The sequence below is a fragment of the Streptomyces zaomyceticus genome (assembly GCF_014656215.1).
GTDB lineage: Bacteria > Actinomycetota > Actinomycetes > Streptomycetales > Streptomycetaceae > Streptomyces > Streptomyces zaomyceticus.
Genome location: NZ_BNBZ01000004.1, coordinates 65,710 through 86,369 on the forward strand (window position 1 = coordinate 65,710; position 20,660 = coordinate 86,369).

At 73.7% G+C, this 20,660-nt stretch carries 13 protein-coding genes; 6 read left to right on the top strand and 7 right to left on the bottom strand.

Annotated features, from left to right (window positions below):
- Positions 1-274: 274 nt before the first annotated feature.
- Positions 275-1,201, bottom strand: a complete 927-nt coding sequence (locus tag IE311_RS07460; RefSeq protein ID WP_189830787.1) for an SDR family oxidoreductase — start codon at positions 1,199-1,201, stop codon at positions 275-277.
- 118 nt (positions 1,202-1,319) lie between these two features.
- On the opposite strand from IE311_RS07460, the gene IE311_RS07465 reads away from it, so the two are divergent.
- The 5 genes from IE311_RS07465 (at position 1,320) to glgP (ending at position 9,475) form a co-directional block, all read left to right on the top strand.
- The gene (locus tag IE311_RS07465; RefSeq protein WP_229901774.1) at positions 1,320-2,339 is read left to right on the top strand and encodes an AraC family transcriptional regulator; all 1,020 of its coding nucleotides are present in this window, start codon (positions 1,320-1,322) and stop codon (positions 2,337-2,339) included.
- A 241-nt stretch (positions 2,340-2,580) separates the two neighbouring features.
- A complete protein-coding gene (locus tag IE311_RS07470) occupies positions 2,581-4,011 on the top strand; it encodes a 4-hydroxyphenylacetate 3-hydroxylase family protein (protein WP_189830788.1) in 1,431 nt (476 codons plus the stop codon).
- A gap of 240 nt (positions 4,012-4,251) precedes the next feature.
- On the top strand, positions 4,252-5,358 hold the full coding sequence (locus tag IE311_RS07475; protein WP_189831027.1) for a monodechloroaminopyrrolnitrin synthase PrnB family protein: 1,107 nt from the start codon (positions 4,252-4,254) through the stop codon (positions 5,356-5,358).
- A gap of 22 nt (positions 5,359-5,380) precedes the next feature.
- Complete coding sequence (locus tag IE311_RS07480; RefSeq protein WP_189830789.1) at positions 5,381-6,790, top strand: FAD-dependent monooxygenase; 1,410 nt, start codon at positions 5,381-5,383, stop codon at positions 6,788-6,790.
- A gap of 129 nt (positions 6,791-6,919) precedes the next feature.
- The gene (gene glgP, locus IE311_RS07485; protein WP_189830790.1) at positions 6,920-9,475 is read left to right on the top strand and encodes an alpha-glucan family phosphorylase; all 2,556 of its coding nucleotides are present in this window, start codon (positions 6,920-6,922) and stop codon (positions 9,473-9,475) included.
- 43 nt (positions 9,476-9,518) lie between these two features.
- Here the strand turns inward: glgP and IE311_RS07490 are convergent, their stop codons facing one another.
- From IE311_RS07490 to IE311_RS07505, 4 genes are all read right to left on the bottom strand, one after another.
- On the bottom strand, positions 9,519-11,072 hold the full coding sequence (locus IE311_RS07490) for a sensor histidine kinase (RefSeq protein WP_189830791.1): 1,554 nt from the start codon (positions 11,070-11,072) through the stop codon (positions 9,519-9,521).
- Complete coding sequence (locus IE311_RS07495) at positions 11,065-11,721, bottom strand: response regulator (RefSeq protein WP_189830792.1); 657 nt, start codon at positions 11,719-11,721, stop codon at positions 11,065-11,067. The genes IE311_RS07490 and IE311_RS07495 overlap by 8 nt, the downstream gene beginning before the upstream one ends.
- 125 nt (positions 11,722-11,846) lie before the next feature.
- Positions 11,847-13,877 carry a M4 family metallopeptidase gene (locus tag IE311_RS07500; protein WP_189830793.1) on the bottom strand — a complete coding sequence of 677 codons (2,031 nt, stop codon included), beginning with the start codon at positions 13,875-13,877 and terminating at the stop codon, positions 11,847-11,849.
- Between the two features lie 224 nt (positions 13,878-14,101).
- Positions 14,102-15,124: a TetR/AcrR family transcriptional regulator C-terminal domain-containing protein gene (locus IE311_RS07505; RefSeq protein ID WP_189830794.1), complete on the bottom strand. Its 1,023-nt coding sequence runs from the start codon at positions 15,122-15,124 to the stop codon at positions 14,102-14,104.
- Between the two features lie 126 nt (positions 15,125-15,250).
- Between IE311_RS07505 and IE311_RS07510 the strand changes: the two genes are divergently transcribed.
- Entirely contained in the window at positions 15,251-16,774 is a 1,524-nt protein-coding gene (locus IE311_RS07510; protein WP_189830795.1) for an MFS transporter, read from the top strand.
- Between the two features lie 160 nt (positions 16,775-16,934).
- Here IE311_RS07510 and IE311_RS07515 read toward each other — a convergent pair whose 3' ends face one another.
- Together IE311_RS07515 and IE311_RS07520 are read right to left on the bottom strand one after the other, a co-directional pair.
- Positions 16,935-18,782, bottom strand: a complete 1,848-nt coding sequence (locus tag IE311_RS07515) for an ABC transporter ATP-binding protein (RefSeq protein ID WP_189830796.1) — start codon at positions 18,780-18,782, stop codon at positions 16,935-16,937.
- Entirely contained in the window at positions 18,779-20,608 is a 1,830-nt protein-coding gene (locus IE311_RS07520; RefSeq protein ID WP_229901776.1) for an ABC transporter ATP-binding protein, read from the bottom strand. Before IE311_RS07520 ends, IE311_RS07515 begins: the two co-directional genes overlap by 4 nt.
- Positions 20,609-20,660: the final 52 nt, after the last annotated feature.

A 20,660-nucleotide genomic window follows, 5' to 3' on the forward strand; every position in this document is an offset into this window, starting at 1 on the left:
TCGACGGCCGACGGGTCGAGGGCATGGCCGCTCCTGTGCGCGTTCACTCGGATGGCGGGTCCACAGGGATGAACAGGGGTCACGGGGAGAGGGGTTCGGGGGAGTACCGCAGGAGCCTTCCCACGGTTCCCGGGTGGGCAATCCCGGCGCTTTGTTAACTACTAGGGCGTAGCCGTACCGGCAAGCACAGGACCCGGACAACAAACAACCCCCGCCTTTGTGGGGCGGAGGTCGTTTATTTCGGCCCCGGGCCGTGTTCGGCCCGGGGCCGCGGTCAGCGCAGCGGGGAGGTGTCGGAGGACCAGACCTGCCAGGGCTGGCGGGCCACCCATTCCTCCACCGGCGCCGGTTCGAGCGCGAGGACCTCGGTCGAGACCCCGTCGTCGTCGGCCATCAGCAGCGGATCGGCGCCGGTCGCCATGTAGTGGTAGATCCCGGCCACTCCCGCCGCCGTCTCCGGGCCGAGGAGCCGGCCGAGGGCGCGCTCGAAAGCGGCCGGATCCAGCTCCTCGTACCGCACCGCCCGGCCGAGCCCCCGGCCGAAGGCCGCCGCCAGCTCGCTTCCCGTCAGCGAGCGTTCGCCGCCGACGTCGAAGGTCCGGCCCTCCAGCCCCTCCCGGGTGAGCGCCGCGAGCGCCGCCTCCGCCAGGCCCCGGTGCGAGAGCCACGCCGTCCGCGCGGACGCCGGCAGCGGATAGGCGAGTACGCCCTCGTCGACCAGGGCCGGACCGTTCCACGGCGAGAACAGGTTGTCGAGGTACACCGGGGGCCGGATCACCACCAGCGGCACCCCGCTGTCCCTCAGCACCCGCTCCGCGAGCCGCCGCGTCTCGAACGCGGCGACGTCCGTCGGCCCCAGCGGTATCCGGGTGTTGGCGTTGAACACCAGCCGGACGATCCCCGTGTCCAGGGCCGCCTCCGCGACGTTCAGCGCGTACTCCTCCACCTGCTCGGGGTCGTAGACCAGGGGCATCGTCACGAACCCGTGCGTCGTCCCCTCGAAGAGCCGCCGCACGTCCTCGGGACGCCCCAGGTCGCCGGCGAGGAAGAAGGCCCCCGGCAACGGCGGCCGGTCGGCCGAGGGGCGCCGGGTCAGGGCCCGCACCCGGTGGTGTCGCTCGGCGAGCAGACGCGCCACGGCGCCGCCCTGGAACCCGGTCGCGCCCACGACCGCCACCCGCATCGGAATCTCACTGGACATGTGTGTCTGAGGCCCTTCGATAGGCTGTCGCTGCTGTCGTGACGGCGTCCTTCCAGGCTCGCCGCGACGGCTTCGGCCGTTCAATTAACAAACCGGGGCGGAAGTTGAAGGATCGTCCATGGAAACCGTGGGAACCGACCGTCACCATCCGAGCGATCAGCGGGGCACGCGCGAACCGCGCGACCGGCGTGATCCGCACGACGAGCACGACGACCTGCTGAGCGAACTGCTCAAACCCCTCCGGCTCACCGGAGTCTTCGACAGCCGCTGGCACGTCCGCGCCCCCTGGGCCATCGAGGGCGACGCCGAACGCAGCTGCGCCGTCCTCCACTACGTCGTCGAGGGAGCCTGCTGGATCACCACCGACGACGAACCGCCCCTCGAACTGCACGCCGGCGACCTGGTCGTCTTCCCCACCGGCACCGCGCACCGCCTCTCCGACCGGCCCGAACGCCAGGGCGTCCCGCTCAAGGCCGTCCTCCCCGAGCGGGAACCGGGCACCTCCGGCGAGATCGTCATCGAGGGCAGCGGACCCGAGAGCCGGCTGCTCTGCGCCGGACTCCACTACGACGCCAGCGCCGCCACCGGCCTCTACACCTCGCTGCCCTGGGCGCTCGTCCTCGACGGCCCGCAGGTCGACCGCGAGCCGCTGCTCCGCGACACCCTCCGGCTGCTTGCCGCCCCCGACCGGCCCGTCCGGCCCGGCGACCGGCTCATCACCCTGCGAGCCTTCGAGATGGCCCTCGTCCTCGCGCTCCGCCCGCTGCTCCGCGAACTCGCCGGGAACCCGGCCTCGCTGCCACTGCTCGGGCACCCGGGGATCAGCAGGGCCGTCGTCATGATCGCGACCCGGTTCGCCGAGCCGTGGACGATCGACTCGCTCGCCCGGGAGGTCGGCATGTCCCGCTCCGCGTTCACCGCCGCCTTCCGCGACCTGGTCGGCGAGTCGCCCGCCCGGTACCTCGCCGCCCGCCGGATGCAGGAGGCGGGACGGCTGCTGACGGAGACCTCGCTCCCGCAGTCCGCGGTGCCCGCCCGCGTCGGGTACCAGAGCGCCGTCGGCTTCCACCTCGCCTTCCGGAAGTGGTTCGGGGTGACACCGGGGGAGTACCGGGCGGGAGCCGTCCGGGCCGCCTGAACGGTGCCGGCCGGGCCGGACGAGCGTCTCCGGGGAGCCCGGCCGAGCGGCCCGGGCCCGCCGGCCGAGCGGTCCGACCCGCCCGGCCGAGCGGCTTCAGGTCGGCCGACCTGACATCTTCGGGAGTACCTGGACGGTTCTTAAGGACCCCTGGACGGAAGCTCATTGTCCGGACGGGTCGTGCCGGACAGGCTCGGGACCGGCACAGCCGTGACACCCGAGGAGAGGCGGCGACACACCGGTGACGAGGTCCGGGCAGGAGTATCTGGAGGGGCTGCGCGACGGGCGCGGGATCTGGCTCGACGGGGAACGGATCGAGGACGTCACCGCCCACCCCGCCTTCCGGTCCACCGCGGCCTCCTTCGCCGGGCTCTACGACCTCGCCGACGACCCCGCGCACCACCCCGTCCTCGTCCGGGGCGGGGTGCGCCGCGCGTACGCCGTACCCCGCTCGTACGAGGACCTCGTCGCCCGCCGCCAGGCCTTCCGGACGACCGCCCGCGCGAGCTACGGCTTCCTCGGCCGCACCCCCGACTACATGGCCGCCGGCGCGGCCGGGTTCGCCGCCGCGCCCGCCGTCTTCACCGGCGAGACCTTCGACGGCGCCGAACACGCCCTCGCCTTCCACCGCAGACTCGCCGAGGGCGACCTCCACACCGCGTTCACCCTCGGCAACCCCGCCCCGGGACAGGGCGAGGACGACCTCACCCTGCGGGTCGTCGCCGAACGCGACGGCGGGATCGTCGTCCGCGGCGCCAAGACCGTCGGCACCGGCGCCGTCTTCGCCGACGAGATCCTCGTCGGCACCATCGAACCCCTCCCCGCCGACGACACCGGGCACGCGGTCACCTTCTCCGTACGGCCCGGCACCCCCGGCCTCCGGCTGATCTCCCGCACCTCCTACGAGGCACGCTCCCGGTCCGTCTTCGACCACCCGCTCTCCTCCCGGTACGACGAGAACGACGCGATGCTGGTCTGCGAGGACGTGTTCGTCCCCTGGGAACGGGTCCTGACCTACCGCGACCCGGCCACCACCGGCGCCGTCTGGTGGCAGACCCCCGCCTATGTGAACTTCGTCCACCAGTCCGCCACCCGCTTCTGGACCAAGCTGGAGTTCCTCACCGGACTCGCGATCCTCATCAGCCGCTCCCACGGCACCGGGAAACTGCCGCCCGTCACCCAGGCCATCGGCCGGCTCCTCGGCATGGTCGCGCAGGCCAAGGCCTTCGTACTGGCCGCCGAGGCCTCGTACGAACAGGTCGACGGCGGACGCGGCGGCGTCCGCCCCGGGCAGGAGATCTCCTTCGCCCAGCGGATCATGGCCGGCGAGCTCTATCCACGCGCCGTCCAGGACATCAAGCTCCTCGCGGGCGGGGCCCTCGTCCAGCTCCCCGCGAGCGGCCGGGACCTTCTCCACCCCGAGCTCGGGCCGCTGGTCCGCCGCTACTTCGGCAGCCCCGGCCACCCCGCGGAGGACCGCCTCAAACTCCTCAAGCTCGCCTGGGACGCCCTCGGTTCCGAGTTCGCGGGACGCCACGAGCAGTACGAACGCTTCTACCACGGCGCCCCGCACGTCTACCTGACCATGCAGACCTGGGCCGGCGCCGCCGAGGAGTGCGAGAGCCTCGCCCAGGATTGTCTCGACGGCTACGGCCTGGGGACCACCCGGTGACCACGCCACCGGGGCCGCGGCGCGGGGCGCTCGCCTCCACCCGGCCGCGCCCGCGCCGCGGGCTTCCGCCGATCACGGACATCGCGGTCGCCGGCGCCCCGGCCGCCCTCCCCGGCACCGAAGGACCGGGTGTCCGGCCAGCGCCCACCCGCACGCACCCGAACGACCGGCCACCACCACGGGCGGGTGAGCCGTGCGTCCTCGGCGAACCGAGCCCCTGAAGAAGGAGTCCACGTCTTGCTGTTCGGCGATCCGCGGCACCGCACCGACGACATACGCGCCGCCGACCCGCTCGGTGCCGACGCCCTGCTCGCCGCGGTACCCGCGATGAACGCGCGAGCCGACGTGGCCGCGCTCACCGTCGCGCTGCGCGCCCTGGTGCCGGACCCCGACCGGGCCGCACAGTGGAGCGTCGGCGCCGCCTGCGCCGCGATGCGCGACCTCGGCATCCTGCTGGGCTCGCTGAAGCGCCACGGCGTACAGCCCCTCACCGCCGTACCGGAGGCACTGCCCGTCCTCGAACTCCTCGGCCGCCGCACCGACATGGTGCCCCGGGACACCGTCCACCACTACACGACCTGGAACCCGCCGGGCCCGCGCCGCCGCACGTACACCGGCCACCCCACGGAGGCCCTCCTCCAGGACGCGGTGCGGATGGTCTTCCCCGGCCTCGTCGCCGCCCTCGACGACTGCGGGCGCATCGCCCGCCTCGAACCGTACGACCCCGGCTTCGCGGCCGCCCTCGACCGGGTGGCCCGCCGGCTGCGGGCGGTGGTCGACTCCATCGACCTCACGGTCGCGCGGGTGTCGCCGGAGTACTTCGCGCTCACCCTGCGCCCCTATTTCGAGGAGGTCGAGGTGGCGGGCCGCGACTATCTGGGACCGGCCGCCGCGCAGGTGCCCCTCTGGCCGGTCGATCTGACGCTGTGGCAGTGCGACCGCTCGGACCCCGCCTACGAGGGCTTCCTCGCGGAGTCGGTGCCGTACGCGCTGCCCGCCTGGCGCGCCTTCCACGCCCGGCACCGGGGCGGGGTGTCGGCGGTGAGCAAGCTGTCGGCCGCGGTGAGCTGGGAGGGCGCCGACCGGCTGCCGCCCTCGCTCACCGCCTCGGCGGAGGCACTGGGCCGGGTGCTGCGCCTCCTGAAGACCTTCCGCGCCCGGCACCTCGGCATCGCCCGCAAGGCGTACAGCGACGAGATGCGGCTGTACGAGGAGGGCAGCGGCGGGGCCCCGGTCGCGCTGCTGCGCTCGATCCTGGACCTGACCAGGGAGAACGAGACCATGGTGCGCCGCGCGATCGTGCGGCGCCGTCCCGCAGGGGCCCCAGTCGGGCCGTCGGCCGCGTAGCGGCGCCGAAGGAGCAGTCGAGATGTCCCCCCACACCCCCTCCGCGTACGCCCGCACCCCTTCCTCGTACGGCCGCGCGCCCGCCCCGTACGGCCGCGGCCCCGTCCCGGACTACGGGCAGAGCCCGCACATCGTGATCGCCGGCGGCGGAGTCGCCGGCCTCACCGCCGCCCTCGCCCTGCACGCCGCCGGGTTCGAGCGGGTGACGGTCGTCGAGGCGGCACCCGCGATCCGCCCGGTCGGCGCCGGGCTCAACCTGATGCCGAACGCCGTCCGCGAACTGGACGCCCTCGGCCTGCTCGACGCCCTGGAGGCGGGCGCCCTGCGCACCCGCGAGCTGCGCTACTACCACCGCTCGGGCGGACTCATATCCCGGGAGCCGCGCGGTCTGGGCGCCGGCTACCGCTGGCCCCAGCTGTCGGTCCACCGAGGACACCTCCAGCAGGTCCTGGCCGGGGCGGTACGGGCCAGGCTCGGACCCGCCGCCCTGGTCACCGGCGTCCGGGTGACCGGTGTCGAACTGCCGCCCGGCCGCCGCCCGCGACTGCGGCTCGAACACCGCGAGGGCGCGGTGAAGGGCCGTGCCTCCCTGGAACCGGACGTACTGATCGGCGCGGACGGCATCCGGTCCGCGGTGCGGGCGGCGCTGCATCCGGGGGAGGGCGGGCCGTCGTGGAACGGGACGCTGGTGTGGCGGGGGGTGTCCCGGATGCCGGCCCGGGCGGTCGGCTCGTTCATGCTCATCGCCGGGGACGACCGGCAGAAGGCCGTCGTCTACCCGATGGGCCGGCCCACCGGACCCGGCAGGGAGGTCCTGGTGAACTGGGCGCTCGCCCGGCCGGCCGAGCGCACCTGCCGGACCGGGGCGGTGCCCGGGGAGGAACGGTTCCTGGGCGACTGGAACCGGCCCGTCCCCGTCGAGACCTTCCTCCCGTTCTACGAGGGCTGGGAGTTCGACGGCGTCCGCGTCCCCGACATCCTGCGCGCCGCCGACTCCGCGTACGAGTACCCCATGGTCGACCGCGAGCCCCTGGACCGCTGGACCCGCGGCCGCACCACCCTCATCGGAGACGCCGCCCACGCCATGTACCCGATCGGTTCCAACGGGGCGACCCAGTCGATCGTCGACGCCCGCGCCCTCGCCCACGCCCTCGCCCGGCACCCCGACCCGGCCGAGGGCCTCGCCGCGTACGAGCGCGAACGCCGCCCCGTCACCACCGCGCTCCAACGGGCCAACCGGGAGCTCGGCCCCGAGGTCGTCATCAACCTCGCGCACGCCCGCGCCCCGCAGGGCTTCACCGACATCCACGACGTCATCCCCGCCGAGGAACTCGCCGACATCGCCTGCCGGTACGCCGCCACCGGCGCCTTCGACCCGACGACCGTGAACCAGGGCTCCCCGTACGAGGTGCCGCTCCCGGTCACCGGCTGACACGCGCCCCGCCGCTCCCCACGCGCCGTGGCCCGGAGGGGGGATCGTGCCCTACCGTCGGAGCGGAACGACGGACGCACAGCGTGGTGCGTCCACTCCGCTCCGTACTCGCCTGCGAAGGTGGAACACGTGAAGGCAATCCGTCGATTCACCGTGCGTCCCGTCCTCCCCGACACCCTTCGACCCCTCGCCGACCTCGCGCACAACCTGCGCTGGTCCTGGCACGAGCCCACCCGGGCCCTCTTCGACTCCCTCGCGCCCGAGGGAGCGTCCGGCGCCGACCCCGTCCGGATCCTCGGCGCACTCGAAGCCCCCCGGCTCGCCGCGCTCGCCGCCGACCAGGACTTCCTGGTCCGGCTCCGCGCCGCCGCCGAGGACCTCGACACCTATCTCCACGGCCCCCGCTGGTACCAGCGGCAGCCCGGCACGCCGCCCGCCGCCCTCGCCTACTTCTCGCCCGAGTTCGGCGTCGCCGCCGCCCTGCCCCAGTACTCCGGCGGCCTCGGCATCCTCGCCGGCGACCACCTCAAGTCCGCCAGCGACCTCGGTGTCCCGCTCATCGGCGTCGGCCTGCTCTACCGGCACGGCTACTTCCGCCAGTCCCTCGGCCGCGACGGCTGGCAGCAGGAGCAGTACCCGGTCCTCGACCCCGGCGAACTGCCGGTCACCCTGCTCCGGGAGGCCGACGGCACCCCCGCCCGGGTCACCCTCGCCCTGCCCGGCGGGCGGAGTCTGCACGCCCACCTCTGGATCGCCCGGGTCGGCCGCGTCCCGCTCCTCATGCTCGACTCCGACGTCGAGGAGAACGCCCCCGTCGAACGGGGCGTCACCGACCGGCTGTACGGCGGCGGCAGTGAGCACCGGCTCCTCCAGGAGATGCTCCTCGGCATCGGCGGAGTCCGCGCCGTCCGCACGTACACCCGGCTCACCGGCACCCCCGCCCCCGAGGTCTTCCACAGCAACGAGGGCCACGCCGGCTTCCTCGGCCTGGAACGCATCCGCGAACTCCAGGGCGAGGGACTCGACTTCGACAGCGCCCTGGAGACCGTCCGCGCCGGGACCGTCTTCACCACCCACACGCCCGTCCCCGCCGGCATCGACCGCTTCGACCGCGGCCTGGTCGCCCGCCACCTCGGCGAGGACGGCGCACTGCCCGGCGTCGACACCGGACGGGTCCTCGCGCTCGGCGACGAGACCCCGCTCGGCGGCGAACCCGGCGTCTTCAACATGGCCGCCATGGGGCTGCGCCTCGCCCAGCGCGCCAACGGCGTCTCCACGCTCCACGGGGCCGTCAGCCGGGCCATGTTCGCCGGACTCTGGCCGGGCTTCGACGCCGACGAGGTGCCGATCACCTCCGTCACCAACGGCGTCCACGCCCCCACCTGGGTCGCGCCCGAGGTCGGCCGGCTCGGCCCCGATCCCGCCGACCGCGAGCTGTGGGAGCTGCGCCGCACCCTCCGCGAACGGCTCGTGACCGACGTACGGGAGCGGGTGCGGGCCTCCTGGCGGCAGCGCGGGGCCGGCGCGGCGGAACTCGGCTGGACCGACTCCGTCCTCGACCCCGACGTCCTCACCATCGGCTTCGCCCGCCGGGTCCCCTCGTACAAGCGGCTCACGCTGATGCTGAGGGACAAGGACCGGCTGAGGGCCCTGCTGCTCCACCCCGAGCGGCCCGTGCAGCTCGTCGTCGCCGGCAAGGCCCACCCCGCCGACGACGGCGGGAAGCGGCTCGTCCAGGAGCTCGTCCGGTTCGCCGACGACCCGCGGGTCCGGCACCGGATCGTCTTCCTGCCCGACTACGGCATGGAGATGGCCCGCGGGCTCTACCCCGGCTGCGACGTCTGGCTCAACAACCCCCTCCGCCCCCTGGAGGCCTGCGGCACCAGCGGGATGAAGGCCGCCCTCAACGGCTGTCTGAACCTCTCCGTCCTCGACGGCTGGTGGGACGAGTGGTTCGAGCCCGACTTCGGCTGGGCCATCCCCACCGCCGACGGGGCCGCCGCCGCGGACGAGGACCGGCGCGACGACCTGGAGGCCGCCGCCCTCTACGAGCTGATCGAACGCCGGGTCGCCCCCCGCTTCTACGACCGGGGCCCCGACGGCGTACCGGCCGGCTGGACCGCGATGGTCCGGCGCACCCTCACCGACCTCGGCCCGAAGGTGCTCGCCGACCGGATGGTCCGCGAGTACGTCGAGCGGCTGTACGTCCCCGCCGCGGCCGCCCGCCGGGCACTCACCCCCGAGAGGGCGCGGGACCTCGCCGCCTGGAAGGCCCGTGTCCGGGAGGCCTGGCCCAAGGTCACCGTCGACCACGTCGAGGTCGGCGACGGCCTGGCGGACGACCTCGCGGACGCGGAACTCGGGGCGACCCCGGTCGTCCGGGTCCGGGTCGCCCTCGGGGCCCTCGCCCCCGACGACGTCGAGGTGCAGGCCGTCACCGGCCGGGTCGACGCCGACGACACCCTCGCCGACCCCCGGGCCGTCCCCCTGAAGCCGACGGGCGGCCCGGACCTGGACGGCCGCCAGCCGTACGCGGGCACCCTGGAACTCGACCGCACCGGCACCTTCGGCTGCACGATCCGGGTCCGCCCCACCCACCCCCTCCTCGCCCACCCGGCGGAACTGGGCCTGGTGGCCCTGCCGGAGGAGACGACGGGGGAGGGAGCGGGGGTGCTGCTCCGGTAGGCCGTCCCTTCCGGATCCTGCCCGGCCCCTCGGGGGGCGCGGGTCACGGCACCTCGGCCTTGGCGGCGAGGTGACCGTCGACGAAGCAGAGCCGGTACACCGGGATCGCGGCGAGCAACGTCGACCGGTAGTACCGGCATTCGTCCATGCCGGCCGGTTCCGGCGGGGCCACGTGCGGCGCGGCGTCCAGCGGGTGCTCGGGCCAGTCGTCGGTGGACTCGGCGATGCTCGTGAGCGACTGCCCGAGCCGCATCCGGGCGTAGTCGTCCGGCTCCAGGTACGACTGGGCCTGCGTCCACAGGGCGACCCCGGCCATCAGCAGGCCGAGGGCCGCGAGGAGCGCGAGCGGGATCCAGATCGCCCGTGCCAGGTCCTTGCGCACCTCCCGGCGCGCCCGGTCCAGCTCGCGGGCCGAGGTGGGGGCGGCGGGCAGCGGCGCGGGAGCCTTCCGGGGCAGCACGGCGGAGAGGGCGAACCCGCCTTCCTCGGTGGGGCGGTGGGTGAGGGTGCCGCCCGCGAGCCGGACCCGCTCGTCGAGACCGACGAGGCCCTTTCCGCCGGACCCGGAGCTCTTCGAGACGCCGCCGGACCCGGGACCCGCCGCGGGACCCGAGCGGGTGTCGGCGGGCGTGCCCGGGCCGCTGATCACCTCGGCCCGCACCTCCGTCGCGTCCTGGACGACCGTGACCCACACGGCCGATCCCGGCGCGTGCTTGGCCGCGTTGGTGAGGCCCTCCTGCACGACCCGGTGCAGCGCCAGCCCGGACATCCCCGGCAGGGTGGGCACCGGTGTCGTGACCAGGGTGACCGCGAGGCCCGACGCGCGGGCGCGCGAGGTCAGTTCCTCGACCGTCTCGCCCGGCGGGCTCGTCGGGGCGGCCTCGTCCTCCTCGCGCAGGACACCGATGATGTCCCGCAGCCGGGCCGTGGCGTCCGCCGCGGCCCGGCGCAGTTCGCCCGCCGCCCGCTGCTGGTCGGTGCCGAGCTCGGGCGAGACCTCCAGGGCCCCCGCGCGGATCGCGATCAGGGCCAGGTCGTGGCCGAGGGAGTCGTGCATGTCGCCCGCGATCCGGGAACGCTCCCGCAGCCGCTCCCGGTCGGCGGCCGCCGCCTGCTCCCGCTCCATCCGGTCCGCCAGGTCCCAGCCGCTCCGCACCAGGCGGTCGTACTGCCGGACGTAGCGGCCGATCAGCCAGGGCGCGACGACGGCGAGCGCGAGCGCGAGCAGCAGCGTGAACCACTGCCCGAGCGAGGTGCGGGTGGCCCAGGTGAGGGCCAGTCCCGTCACCGCGATCGCCCCGAACAGCCAGAGCGCCGCCCGGGTGTGCTCCTGGCGCCGTCCCGCGAGGTAGCCGAAGGCGATCAGGGCCAGGCTGTACGAGGGGGTGAACAGTTCGAGGGTGGCCGGCAGGCTCGCCGCGACCGTGGCCGCGAGCGGCACCAGCGGCCACCGCCTGCTGACCGCGACACAGCCGGCGAGCACCACCACGCCGACGGCGACCTGGAACCAGCTGCCCCCGTCGTTCGGGTCCGACTTCAGCAGGACGGGGACGCAGAGCAGCAGCCACAGCAGGAGGTCGAAGACGCGCTCACGCATCGGGGACCAGGCCCGCCTCGTACGCGAGGACCGCGAGCTGCACCCGGTTGCGCAGGCCGAGGCGGCCGAGGACGGCGCTCACATGCGCCTTGACGGTGCCCTCGACGACGTACAGCCGCTCGGCGATCTCCTGGTTGGAGAGCCCGGCGCCGAGGAGCGCGACGACCTCCCGTTCCCGGCCGGTGAGCGGTTCGAGACGGGTCCGTGCCGCGGCCGCGCGGGTGAAGCGCTCGCCGCCGAGGGTGTCGATGACCCGGCGGGCGACCGTGGGGGAGAGGGCGGCGCCGCCCCCGGCCACGGCCCTGACCCCGGCGATCAGCTCGCGCGGGTCCCCGGACTTGAGCAGGAAGCCGCTGACGCCGCTGCCGAGGGCCCGTGCGATGAACGTGTCCTCGGAGAAGGTGGTGAGCATGACGACGGCCGCGCCGGGCACGGCCGCGCGCAGCTCCTCGGCCGCGCCCAGTCCGTCGAGCCGGGGCATCCGGATGTCGAGGAGGATGACGTCGGGCCGGTGTTCGCGGGCGAGTTCGACGGCCTCGTGTCCGTCACCGGCCTCGGCGACCACCTCGATCCCGGGGTCGGTGGCGAGGATGGCCCGCACTCCGGCCCTGATCATCGTCTCGTCGTCGGCCAGCAGCACCTTGATCATGGGTCCCAGGGTACGGAGGGCCCTCGCGGGCGCCGGGACGCACGGACGCCCGGAGGGAAGGATCCCTCCGGGCGTCCGGCACTTGTGACTCGGGTTCACTCACTCACCCGCTTGCCCCTGCGGGCTTACGGGAAGGTGAGCTTGAAGTTGTTGATGTAGCCGGTGTCGATCGAGGCCTTGTCCTGGACGCGGAGCTTCCAGGCGCCGTTCGCGACCTCGGAGGAGGCGTTCACGGTGAAGGTCTGGACGATGTTGTCGGCGCTGCCGCCGGACCGGTTGCTCAGGCTGTAGACCGAGCCGTCGGGGGCGACGAGGTCGACGACGAGGTCACCGCGGTAGGTGTGGACGATGTCCACGTCCACCTTCAGGGTGGAGGGCGCGTTGCCCGTGACACCCGTGACGTTGACCGTGGAGGTCACCGCGGCGCCGTTGTCCGGGATGGACACGTCGGCGGAGTTCTCGAAGACCTTGCCCGGCTGCGGCTCGCCGCCGCCGGGACGGGTACCGACGTTGATGCCGGCCCAGGCGTGCTGGACGGCGAGCGTCTCGGGGCTGTTGGCGCCGTACAGCTCGGTGGCCACCGCGACGGTGCCCGTGCGGGCAGCGGCGTAGTTGGTGTTCGAGCTGAACTTGGTGGTGAGCGCCTTGAACCAGATCAGCGAGGCCTTGTCGCGGCCGATGCCGGTGACGGGCAGGCCGTCGGAGGTCGGCGAGTCGTAGTTCACGCCGTTGACGGTCTTGGCGCCGCTGCCCTCGGAGAGCAGGTAGTACCAGTGGTTCGCCGGGCCCGAGGAGTAGTGGACGTCGATGCCGCCGAGGCCCGAGTACCACGCGTCCTTGGACGAGCCGTCCTTGCTCGGCTTGTCCATGTAGCGGAGCGGGGTGCCGTTGCCGCGGATGTCGATCTTCTCGCCGACCAGGTAGTCGCCCGGGTCGTTGGCGTTGTTGGCGTAGAACTCGACGGCCGCGGCGAAGATGTCCGAGGTGGCCTCGTTGAGGCCGCCGGACTCGCCGCTGTAGACCAGGCCGGCGGTGTTGGAGGTGACGCCGTGCGTCATCTCGTGCGCGGCCACGTCGATGGAGGTCAGCGGCTTGGTGTTGCCCGCGCCGTCGCCGTACGTCATGCAGAAGCAGGAGTCCGACCAGAAGGCGTTGACGTACGCGTTGCCGTAGTGGACCCGGGAGTACGCGCCGACGCCGTCACCGCGGATGCCGGAGCGGCCGTGCACGTTCTTGTAGTAGTCCCAGGTGAGCGCGGCGCCGTAGTGCGCGTCGGCACCCGCGGTCTCCTTGTTCGACGGCGTGCCGTTGCCCCACACGTCGGTGGTGTTGCTGAACAGCGTGCCGGTGCCGGACGTACCGCCGTTGAGGTTGTACGTCTTGTGGTTGCCGCGGCCGGTGTCGGTCAGCGTGTACGAGGGCGCGGTGCCGAGCGTCACCTGGCCGCTGTACTGCGTGTTGCCGGTGCCGGTCTCGATGGCCTGCCACTCGAAGAGCTTCGCGCCGGTCTTCGCGTCCGTCACGACGTGCAGCTCGTTCGGGGTGCCGTCGTGCTGGAGGCCGCCGACGACGGTCTCGTACGCGAGCACCGGGCTGCCGTTGGCCGCCCAGACGACCTTGCGCGGGGCGCGGTCGGCCTTGGCCTTGTCCGAGCCGTCCGCCTGGGCGAGGCCGACGGCCTGCTTCTCGGCGGCGGCCGGGGCCACGGTGGCGGAGGTGGCGATGTTCTTGAGCTCCGCGCGGGTGGACTTGGTGACACCGGTGGTCACGCCGGCCTTGGTCTCGGCGACGATCAGGTCGCCGCCCAGGACGGGCAGCCCCGCGTAGGTGCGCTCGTAGCGCGTGTGGGTCGTGCCGTCGCGGTCCTGCACGACGTCACGGACGACCAGCTTCTCCTGGGCGCCGAGGCCGAGGGACTTGGCCGTGGCGGCCTTGTCGGCGTCGGCCGCCTTGATGAGCGCGGTGCGCTCGGCCGGGGTGAGGTCGGCCGGGAGCTTGCCGGGGTTCGCCGAGGTGCCCTGCTGGGCCTTCGGGGCGATGCTCCAGGGGGCGTCGGCCGCGGTGGCGGCACCCGTCTGGACGCTCACGGCGAGCATGGCGGCAGCGGCTATCAGAGCGCCGGTCGCGGTGGCGCGACGGCTGGGCGTGGATCTCACGCAGACTCCTTCTTGCGAGGGGGGTACCGGCGGACTGGGTCGGTCCGTCCGGGCGGAGCAAGCAGAGCTGTGGAGCACGTTCGTGTGACGTGGAACTCGTTCGGATGAAGCGGTGAACGCTGGTGCGAAGAGCCGGTGAGAGAGTGACAGGAATGACGGGGACCTGTCAGGAGCGCATCGGCAAGTTGGCCGGAAATCGTCCGCTGCTCGTAAGGCCGTGTTCGTTAACCGGACGTTTCATCGATCATGGACGCGATGCCGTCCAGTGTTCGTCCGAGCCCGAATTCGAAGAGCGTCCGCAGATCGAGACCGAAGCCGCCCCCACGCGTCACGGAGGCCAACTCGGGGTACGAGCCCGCAGATTGGATCGCGTCGAATCGTGGCTCGTTCTGTTCCATCCACTCGCCGTCGGAGATGCCCGAATCCTGGCGCGCCTGCTCCTCCAGATCGTCCGCCATCGACAGGCCCTGGACGTAGGCGAAGATCACCAGATGGGTGTGCAGCTTCTGGTCCTGGGTCAGCGGCGTGCCGCGCATCGCCCGCAGCACCCACTCCGTGTACGCCATCGCGTTCGGCGTCGCGACCGGTCGGGTGAACGAGGCCATCGCGTGCGCCATCCAGCGGTGCCGCGCGTACACCGCGCGCAGCCAGCGCGCGCCCTGTTCGAGGCCCGTGCGCCAGTGCGCCGGCACGGGCCCCAGCGGGACCTCGCCGCAGGCCGCGTCCGTCATCAGGCGGACGAGCTCCGCCTTGCCCGGAACATGGCGGTAGAGGGCCATCGTCGAGACCCCCAGGGTCGTCGCCACACGACGCATCGTCAGGGCGTTCAGGCCTTCCGCGTCCGCCAGTTCGAGGGAGGCCGCGACGATCTGCTCCCGGGCGAGGGAGGCGCTCGCCGGGGTCGTCGTCCCCTCGCCGGCCGCCGCAGGGCCCCGCGTCGTCCCCGGGCCCCGCGTCGCTCTCGGGGCCGGTGACACGACCACCGTGCCCACCCCCGGCTCCGGGCGTGCCAGGCCCTCCTGGCGCAGCACCGCGAGCGCCTTCGTCGCGGTCGCCATCGCCACACCCCAGTCCCGGGTGATCGCGCGGGTGGACGGGAACCTGTCCCCCGGGGACAGTTCGCCCGCCCGCACGCGGCGGCGGAGTTCGGCGGCGATGGCGAGGTAGGGCGGCTCCGGCGGCGCGGGCGGCGCGGGCGGCGCGGGAGCCACCGGGGGCTCGGGCGTCGGGGGTGTCCTGGGTGCCATGGGCGGGGAGTGTACTAGTGCGCGGAGGACGCCGTACGCGCCCCTGAAACCCTTCCACAGGGCCGTTGTCGACCGTGCACTAGGGCGCCGGTGGCACCGTACGCGCACCGCTGCTTCCCTCCTCGCATGACACTCACCTCAAGCCCCGAGTCGACGGCCGCACCCGGCGGCGGCCCCGGCTCCGCCCACGCCGGGCGACGTGAATGGACCGCACTCGGCGTCCTCATGCTGCCGCTGCTCCTCGTCTCCATGGACGTCTCCGTCCTGTACTTCGCCCTCCCCTCCGTCAGCGCCGACCTGCGACCCGGGGCCACCGAACAGCTCTGGATCCTCGACACCTACGGCTTCGTCCTCGCCGGTCTCCTCATCACCATGGGCGCGCTCGGCGACCGTGTCGGGCGCCGCAGGGTCCTCCTCGGCGGCGCGGCCCTGTTCGGCGTCGCCTCGGTCGCCGCGGCCTACGCCCAGAGCCCGGGCGCGCTCATCGGCGCCCGCGCGCTGCTCGGAGTCGCCGGGGCCTGTCTGATGCCCGCCACGCTCGCGCTGATCCGGGTGCTGTTCCCGGATCCGGCACAGCGCGCCAAGGCGGTCACCCTGTGGACCTCCGTGATGGCGAGCGGCATCGCCCTCGGACCGGTGGTCAGCGGCGCGCTCGTCGAACACTTCTGGTGGGGGTCCGTCTTCCTCGTCAACCTGCCGGCCATGGTGCTGCTGCTCGTGCTCGGGCCGCCGCTGCTCCCCGAGTCCAAGGGCGACGGGGCCGCCGACGGCGGGAAGTTCGACGTGCTCAGTGCCGTGCTGTCGCTCGGGGCCGTGCTGCCGGTCATCCACGGCATCAAGGAGATCGCCCAGGACGGCTGGGCCGTCCTGCCGGTGAGCGGCGTGGCGGCCGGGGCGGCCGTCGCGGTCGTCTTCGTCCGGCGGCAGTCGCGGCTCGCCCGTCCCGTGGTCGATCTCGCTCTGCTGCGGAACCGGGCCTACGGCGGGTCCGTGCTCGTCAATCTGATCGCCATGGCGGCGACCGTCGGCTTCGCCGTCTTCCTCACCCAGTACCTGCAGTCCGTTCTCGGGCGGAGTCCGTTCGAGGCGGCGTTGTGGAGCCTGGTCCCGACCGGTGGCGTGCTCGTCGCCGCACCCGTGGCCGCGGCGCTCGCCCGGAAGGTCGACCGCGCGTACGTCATGGGCGGCGGGTTCCTCGTCGCCGCCGCCGGCTTCGGCCGGCTCGCCGGTGTCGACCGGGCCACGCCCCTGTGGGTGGTGCTCGTGGCCGCCGCCGTGTACGCCGCCGGGCTGGTCTCCGCGATGACCCTCGCCAACGAGCTCGCCCTGGGGGCCGCGCCGCCCGGGCGGGCCGGCTCCGCCGCCGCCGTCCTGGAGTCGGGGCAGGAGCTCGGCGGGGCGCTCGGCATGGCCGTCCTGGGATCCCTGGGGGCGGCCGTCTACACCGCCGCGATGCCCGCCTCCGCACCGGCCGCGGCCCGGGAGACGCTGGGGGGCGCGCTGGACCGGGGGCCCTCGGTGCTCGACGCCGCGCGGGACGCGTTCGTGGACGCCATGGGGGCGGTCGCCGTGGGAGCCGCGGTGCTGATGGCCGGCGCTGCCGTGCTGGCTTTCCTCCTGCTGCGGGCGGCGGACGCCCGGCGGGGCTGAGACTCACAGAGCTCCCGGAGTACGGACCCCGCCGGGCGCGCGGAGTACGGACCCCGCCGTGCGTCCGGAGTACGGGCTCCGCTGCCTGGGGCACAGCCCCCGTGCGTCCGGAGTACGGCCCCCGGCCGGGCGCCCGGCGCGAGGACGCCCGGTGGTGTCCTCAGCCCACCAGGCTCTCCCGCCAGGCCCGGTGCAGCCCCGCGTAGTGGCCCTCTCCGGTGACCAGGGCCGAGGGCGTGCCGTCCTCCACGACGCGGCCCGACTCCATCACCAGGACCCGGTCCGCGACCTCGACCGTGGACAGGCGGTGGGCGATGACCACCGCCGTACGGCCCGCCAGGACCGTGTCCATCGCGCGCTGCACCGCCTGCTCGCCCGGTACGTCCAGGGAGCTCGTCGCCTCGTCGAGGATCAGCACCGCGGGGTCCGCGAGCAGCGCCCGCGCGAAGGCCACCAGCTGGCGCTGGCCGGCCGAGATGCGGCCGCCGCGCTTGCGCACGTCCGTGTCGTAGCCGTCCGGGAGGGCGGAGATGAACTCGTGCGCCCCGATGGCGCGTGCCGCCTCCTCGATCTCCGCACGGCTCGCGTCCGGGCGGCCGATCGCGATGTTCTCCGCGACCGTCCCGGAGAAGAGGAACGCCTCCTGGGTGACCATCACGACGCCCCGGCGGAGTTCCGGGGTGGACAGGTCGCGCAGGTCCACGCCGTCCAGCCGTACCGCGCCGTCCGTGGGGTCGTAGAACCGGGCGAGGAGCTTCGCGAGGGTCGACTTGCCCGCGCCCGTCGCTCCGACGACGGCGACCGTCTGGCCCGCCGGGATCGTCAGGTCCATGGTGGGCAGCACCTCGCCGCCCGTCCGGTACGCGAAGCGGACCCCCTCGAAGACCACCTCGCGGCCCTTGGAGCCCGAGCGGTCCGGAAGGGGCCTGGGGGCGGCCGTCTCCGGCACCCCCGGCTCCTGGGCCAGCAGGCCCGCGATCTTGGTGAGGGACGCGGCCGCCGACTCGTACGAGTTGAGGAACATGCCCAGCCGGTCGATCGGGTCGTACAGACGGCGCATGTACAGGACCGCCGCCGCCAGGACACCCAGCTGCAGGGAGTCCGAGGCCACGCGGTGGGCGCCCCACAGGCACATGCCGGCGACCGCCGTGTTGGCGACGAGGCGCGAGCCGACCACGTACCGGGCCATCTCCAGGAGCGCGTCGCCGTTGCTGCGCTCGTGCCGGTGGTTGAGGGCCGCGAACTCGGCGTCGTTGATCTCCTCCCGGCGGAACGCCCGTACCGGACGGATGCCGTTCATCGTCTCGGCGAACTTCACGATCACGCCCGCGATGGCCGTGGAACGCTCGGCGTACACCGCCCCCGCGCGCCTCCGGTAGAGGCCCACCAGGAGGTAGAGGGGAACGAAGGACGCCACCGCCACCGCGCCGATGCCCGGATCCAGCCAGAGGAGGACGGCCGCGATCGAGACGAAGGAGAGGAGGACGCCGATCAGTTCCTGGAGCCCCTCCGAGAGCAGCTCCCGGAGGGACTCGACGTCCGTGGTCGAGCGGGAGATCAGCCGGCCCGAGGTGTAGCGCTCGTGGAAGTCCACGCTGAGGACCTGGGCGTGCCGGAAGATGCGGCCGCGCAGGTCGAGGAGGACGTCCTGGTTGATCCGGGCGGCCCCGCGGACGAAGACGTACTGGAGGAGGCCCGAGAGCGAGGCGCACAGGAGGTAGCCGAGCGCCACCGCGACGACCGGTCCGTGGTCGCCCGCGCGGAAGGCGGGGACACCCCGGTCGATGGCGTACGCGACCAGGAGCGGGCCCGCCTGGACGGCTCCCTCCTTGACGAGCAGGACCAGCGCGGCGATCGCGACCCGTGCGCGGTGGCCGGCCAGGAGCGAGCGCAGCAGGGCGCCGGTCGCCCCGGGCGGCGCCGGGAGGTCGTCGCGGTCGAAGGGGTCCCCGGCCGGTTCCGGTTCGGCCGGGGCCTGCCGCTCGGTGAGGGTCGTCGTCTCTGTCATCGCTCGTCCTTGCCTTCGCCGGACATCAGCCAGGCGTACTCCTCGCTGGTCCGCAGCAGTTCCTGATGCGTGCCCACGGCCGTGATCCGGCCCTCGGACAGCAGGGCCACCCGGTCGGCCAGCATCACCGTCGACGGGCGGTGCGCCACCACCAGGGCCGTCGTCTCCCGCAGGACCTCCCGCAGGGCCGCCTCGACCCGGGCCTCCGTGTGGACGTCGAGAGCGGAGAGCGGGTCGTCCAGGACCAGGAAGCGGGGGCGGCCGACGACCGCCCGGGCCAGGGCGAGCCGCTGGCGCTGGCCGCCGGAGAGGCTCAGGCCCTGCTCGCCGACCTGGGTCCCGGAGCCCTCGGGCAGCCGGTCGACGAAGCCGTCCGCCTGCGCCACGCCGAGGGCGCGGCGCAGCTCCGGCTCGCCCGCCGTCCCGTCGGTTCCCATCAGGACGTTCTCCCCGACGCTCGCGGAGAACAGCGTCGGTTCCTCGAAGGCCACCGACACCAGGGACCGCAGCCGCCCCCGTTCCATCCGGGCGATGTCCTCGCCGTCGAGGAGGATGCGGCCGCCGGACGCCTCGTGCAGCCGCGGTACGAGCGCGGTGAGCGTGGTCTTGCCGGAGCCCGTGCCGCCGACCAGGGCCAGGGTCTCGCCGGGACGGATGTGCAGGTCGACCCCGTCGAGGACGGGCGGGGAGCCCTCGGGGGCGTCCGGGTAGCGGAACGACACGCCCTCGAACCGCACCCCGTCGGGGCCGTCCGACGCGGCGCCGGTCCCGGCGGGGGTGTCCGGCTCCTCGTCGGCGTCCATCACCTCGAAGTACCGTTCCGTCGCGGTCGCCGCCTCCTGGCTCATCGCGAGCAGGAAGCCGATCGACTCCACCGGCCAGCGCAGCGCGAGGGCCGTCGACAGGAACGCGACGAGCGTGCCCGCCGAGAGGTTCCCGTCCGCCACCTGGATCGTGCCGAGGACGAGGGCGGCGCCGATGGCCAGCTCCGGTACGACGGTGATGACCGCCCAGATCATCGCGAGCAGCCGCGCCTTGGCGAGTTCCGTGCCGCGCAACTGCCCGGAGAGGTCACGGAAGGCCCTCGCCTGGCTGCGGTGCCGGCCGAAGCCCTTCACGATGCGGATGCCGAGGACGCTCTCCTCGACGACCGTCGTCAGATCGCCCACCTGGTCCTGGGCGCGGCGCGCGACCACCCCGTACCGGCCCTCGAACAGCGAGCAGACGATCACCAGGGGGACGACCGGGGTCAGCAGGACGAGACCGAGGGACCAGTCCTGGGCGAGCAGCAGGACATAACCAGCCAGGATCGTCACACCGTTGACCAGGAGGAACGTCAGCGGGAAGGCCAGGAACATCCGCACCAGCATGAGGTCGGTCGTGCCGCGCGAGAGCAGCTGACCCGAGGCCCACCGGTCGTGGAAGGCGATCGGGAGGCGCTGGAGCCTGCCGTACAGATCGGCCCGCATCCGCGCCTCGACCCCGGACAGCGGCCGCGCCACCAGCCAGCGCCGGTAGCCGAAGAGCACCGCCTCGGTGACACCGAGCAGCAGCAGATAGAGGGCGCCCAGCCACACCCCGCCCGGATCCCGGTCCGCGACGGGCCCGTCCACCATCCACTTCAGGACGAGCGGGATGACGAGCGACAGACAGGAGGCGACGATCGCGACGACCGCGGCCGTGAACAGCCGCCCCCGCACGGGCCGCACGTACGGCCAGAGACGGAGCAGCACCCGCACCGTCGAACGGTCGGGGGCGGCGGGAGTGCCGGCGGCGTCGGGGGCGTCGGGACCGGGGGGCTCTGGGGCGACAGGTTTCTCGGGCATCAGGTCCGACCATACGGTTCACCACTGACACGTCTCATCCGGTTTTCCGGCC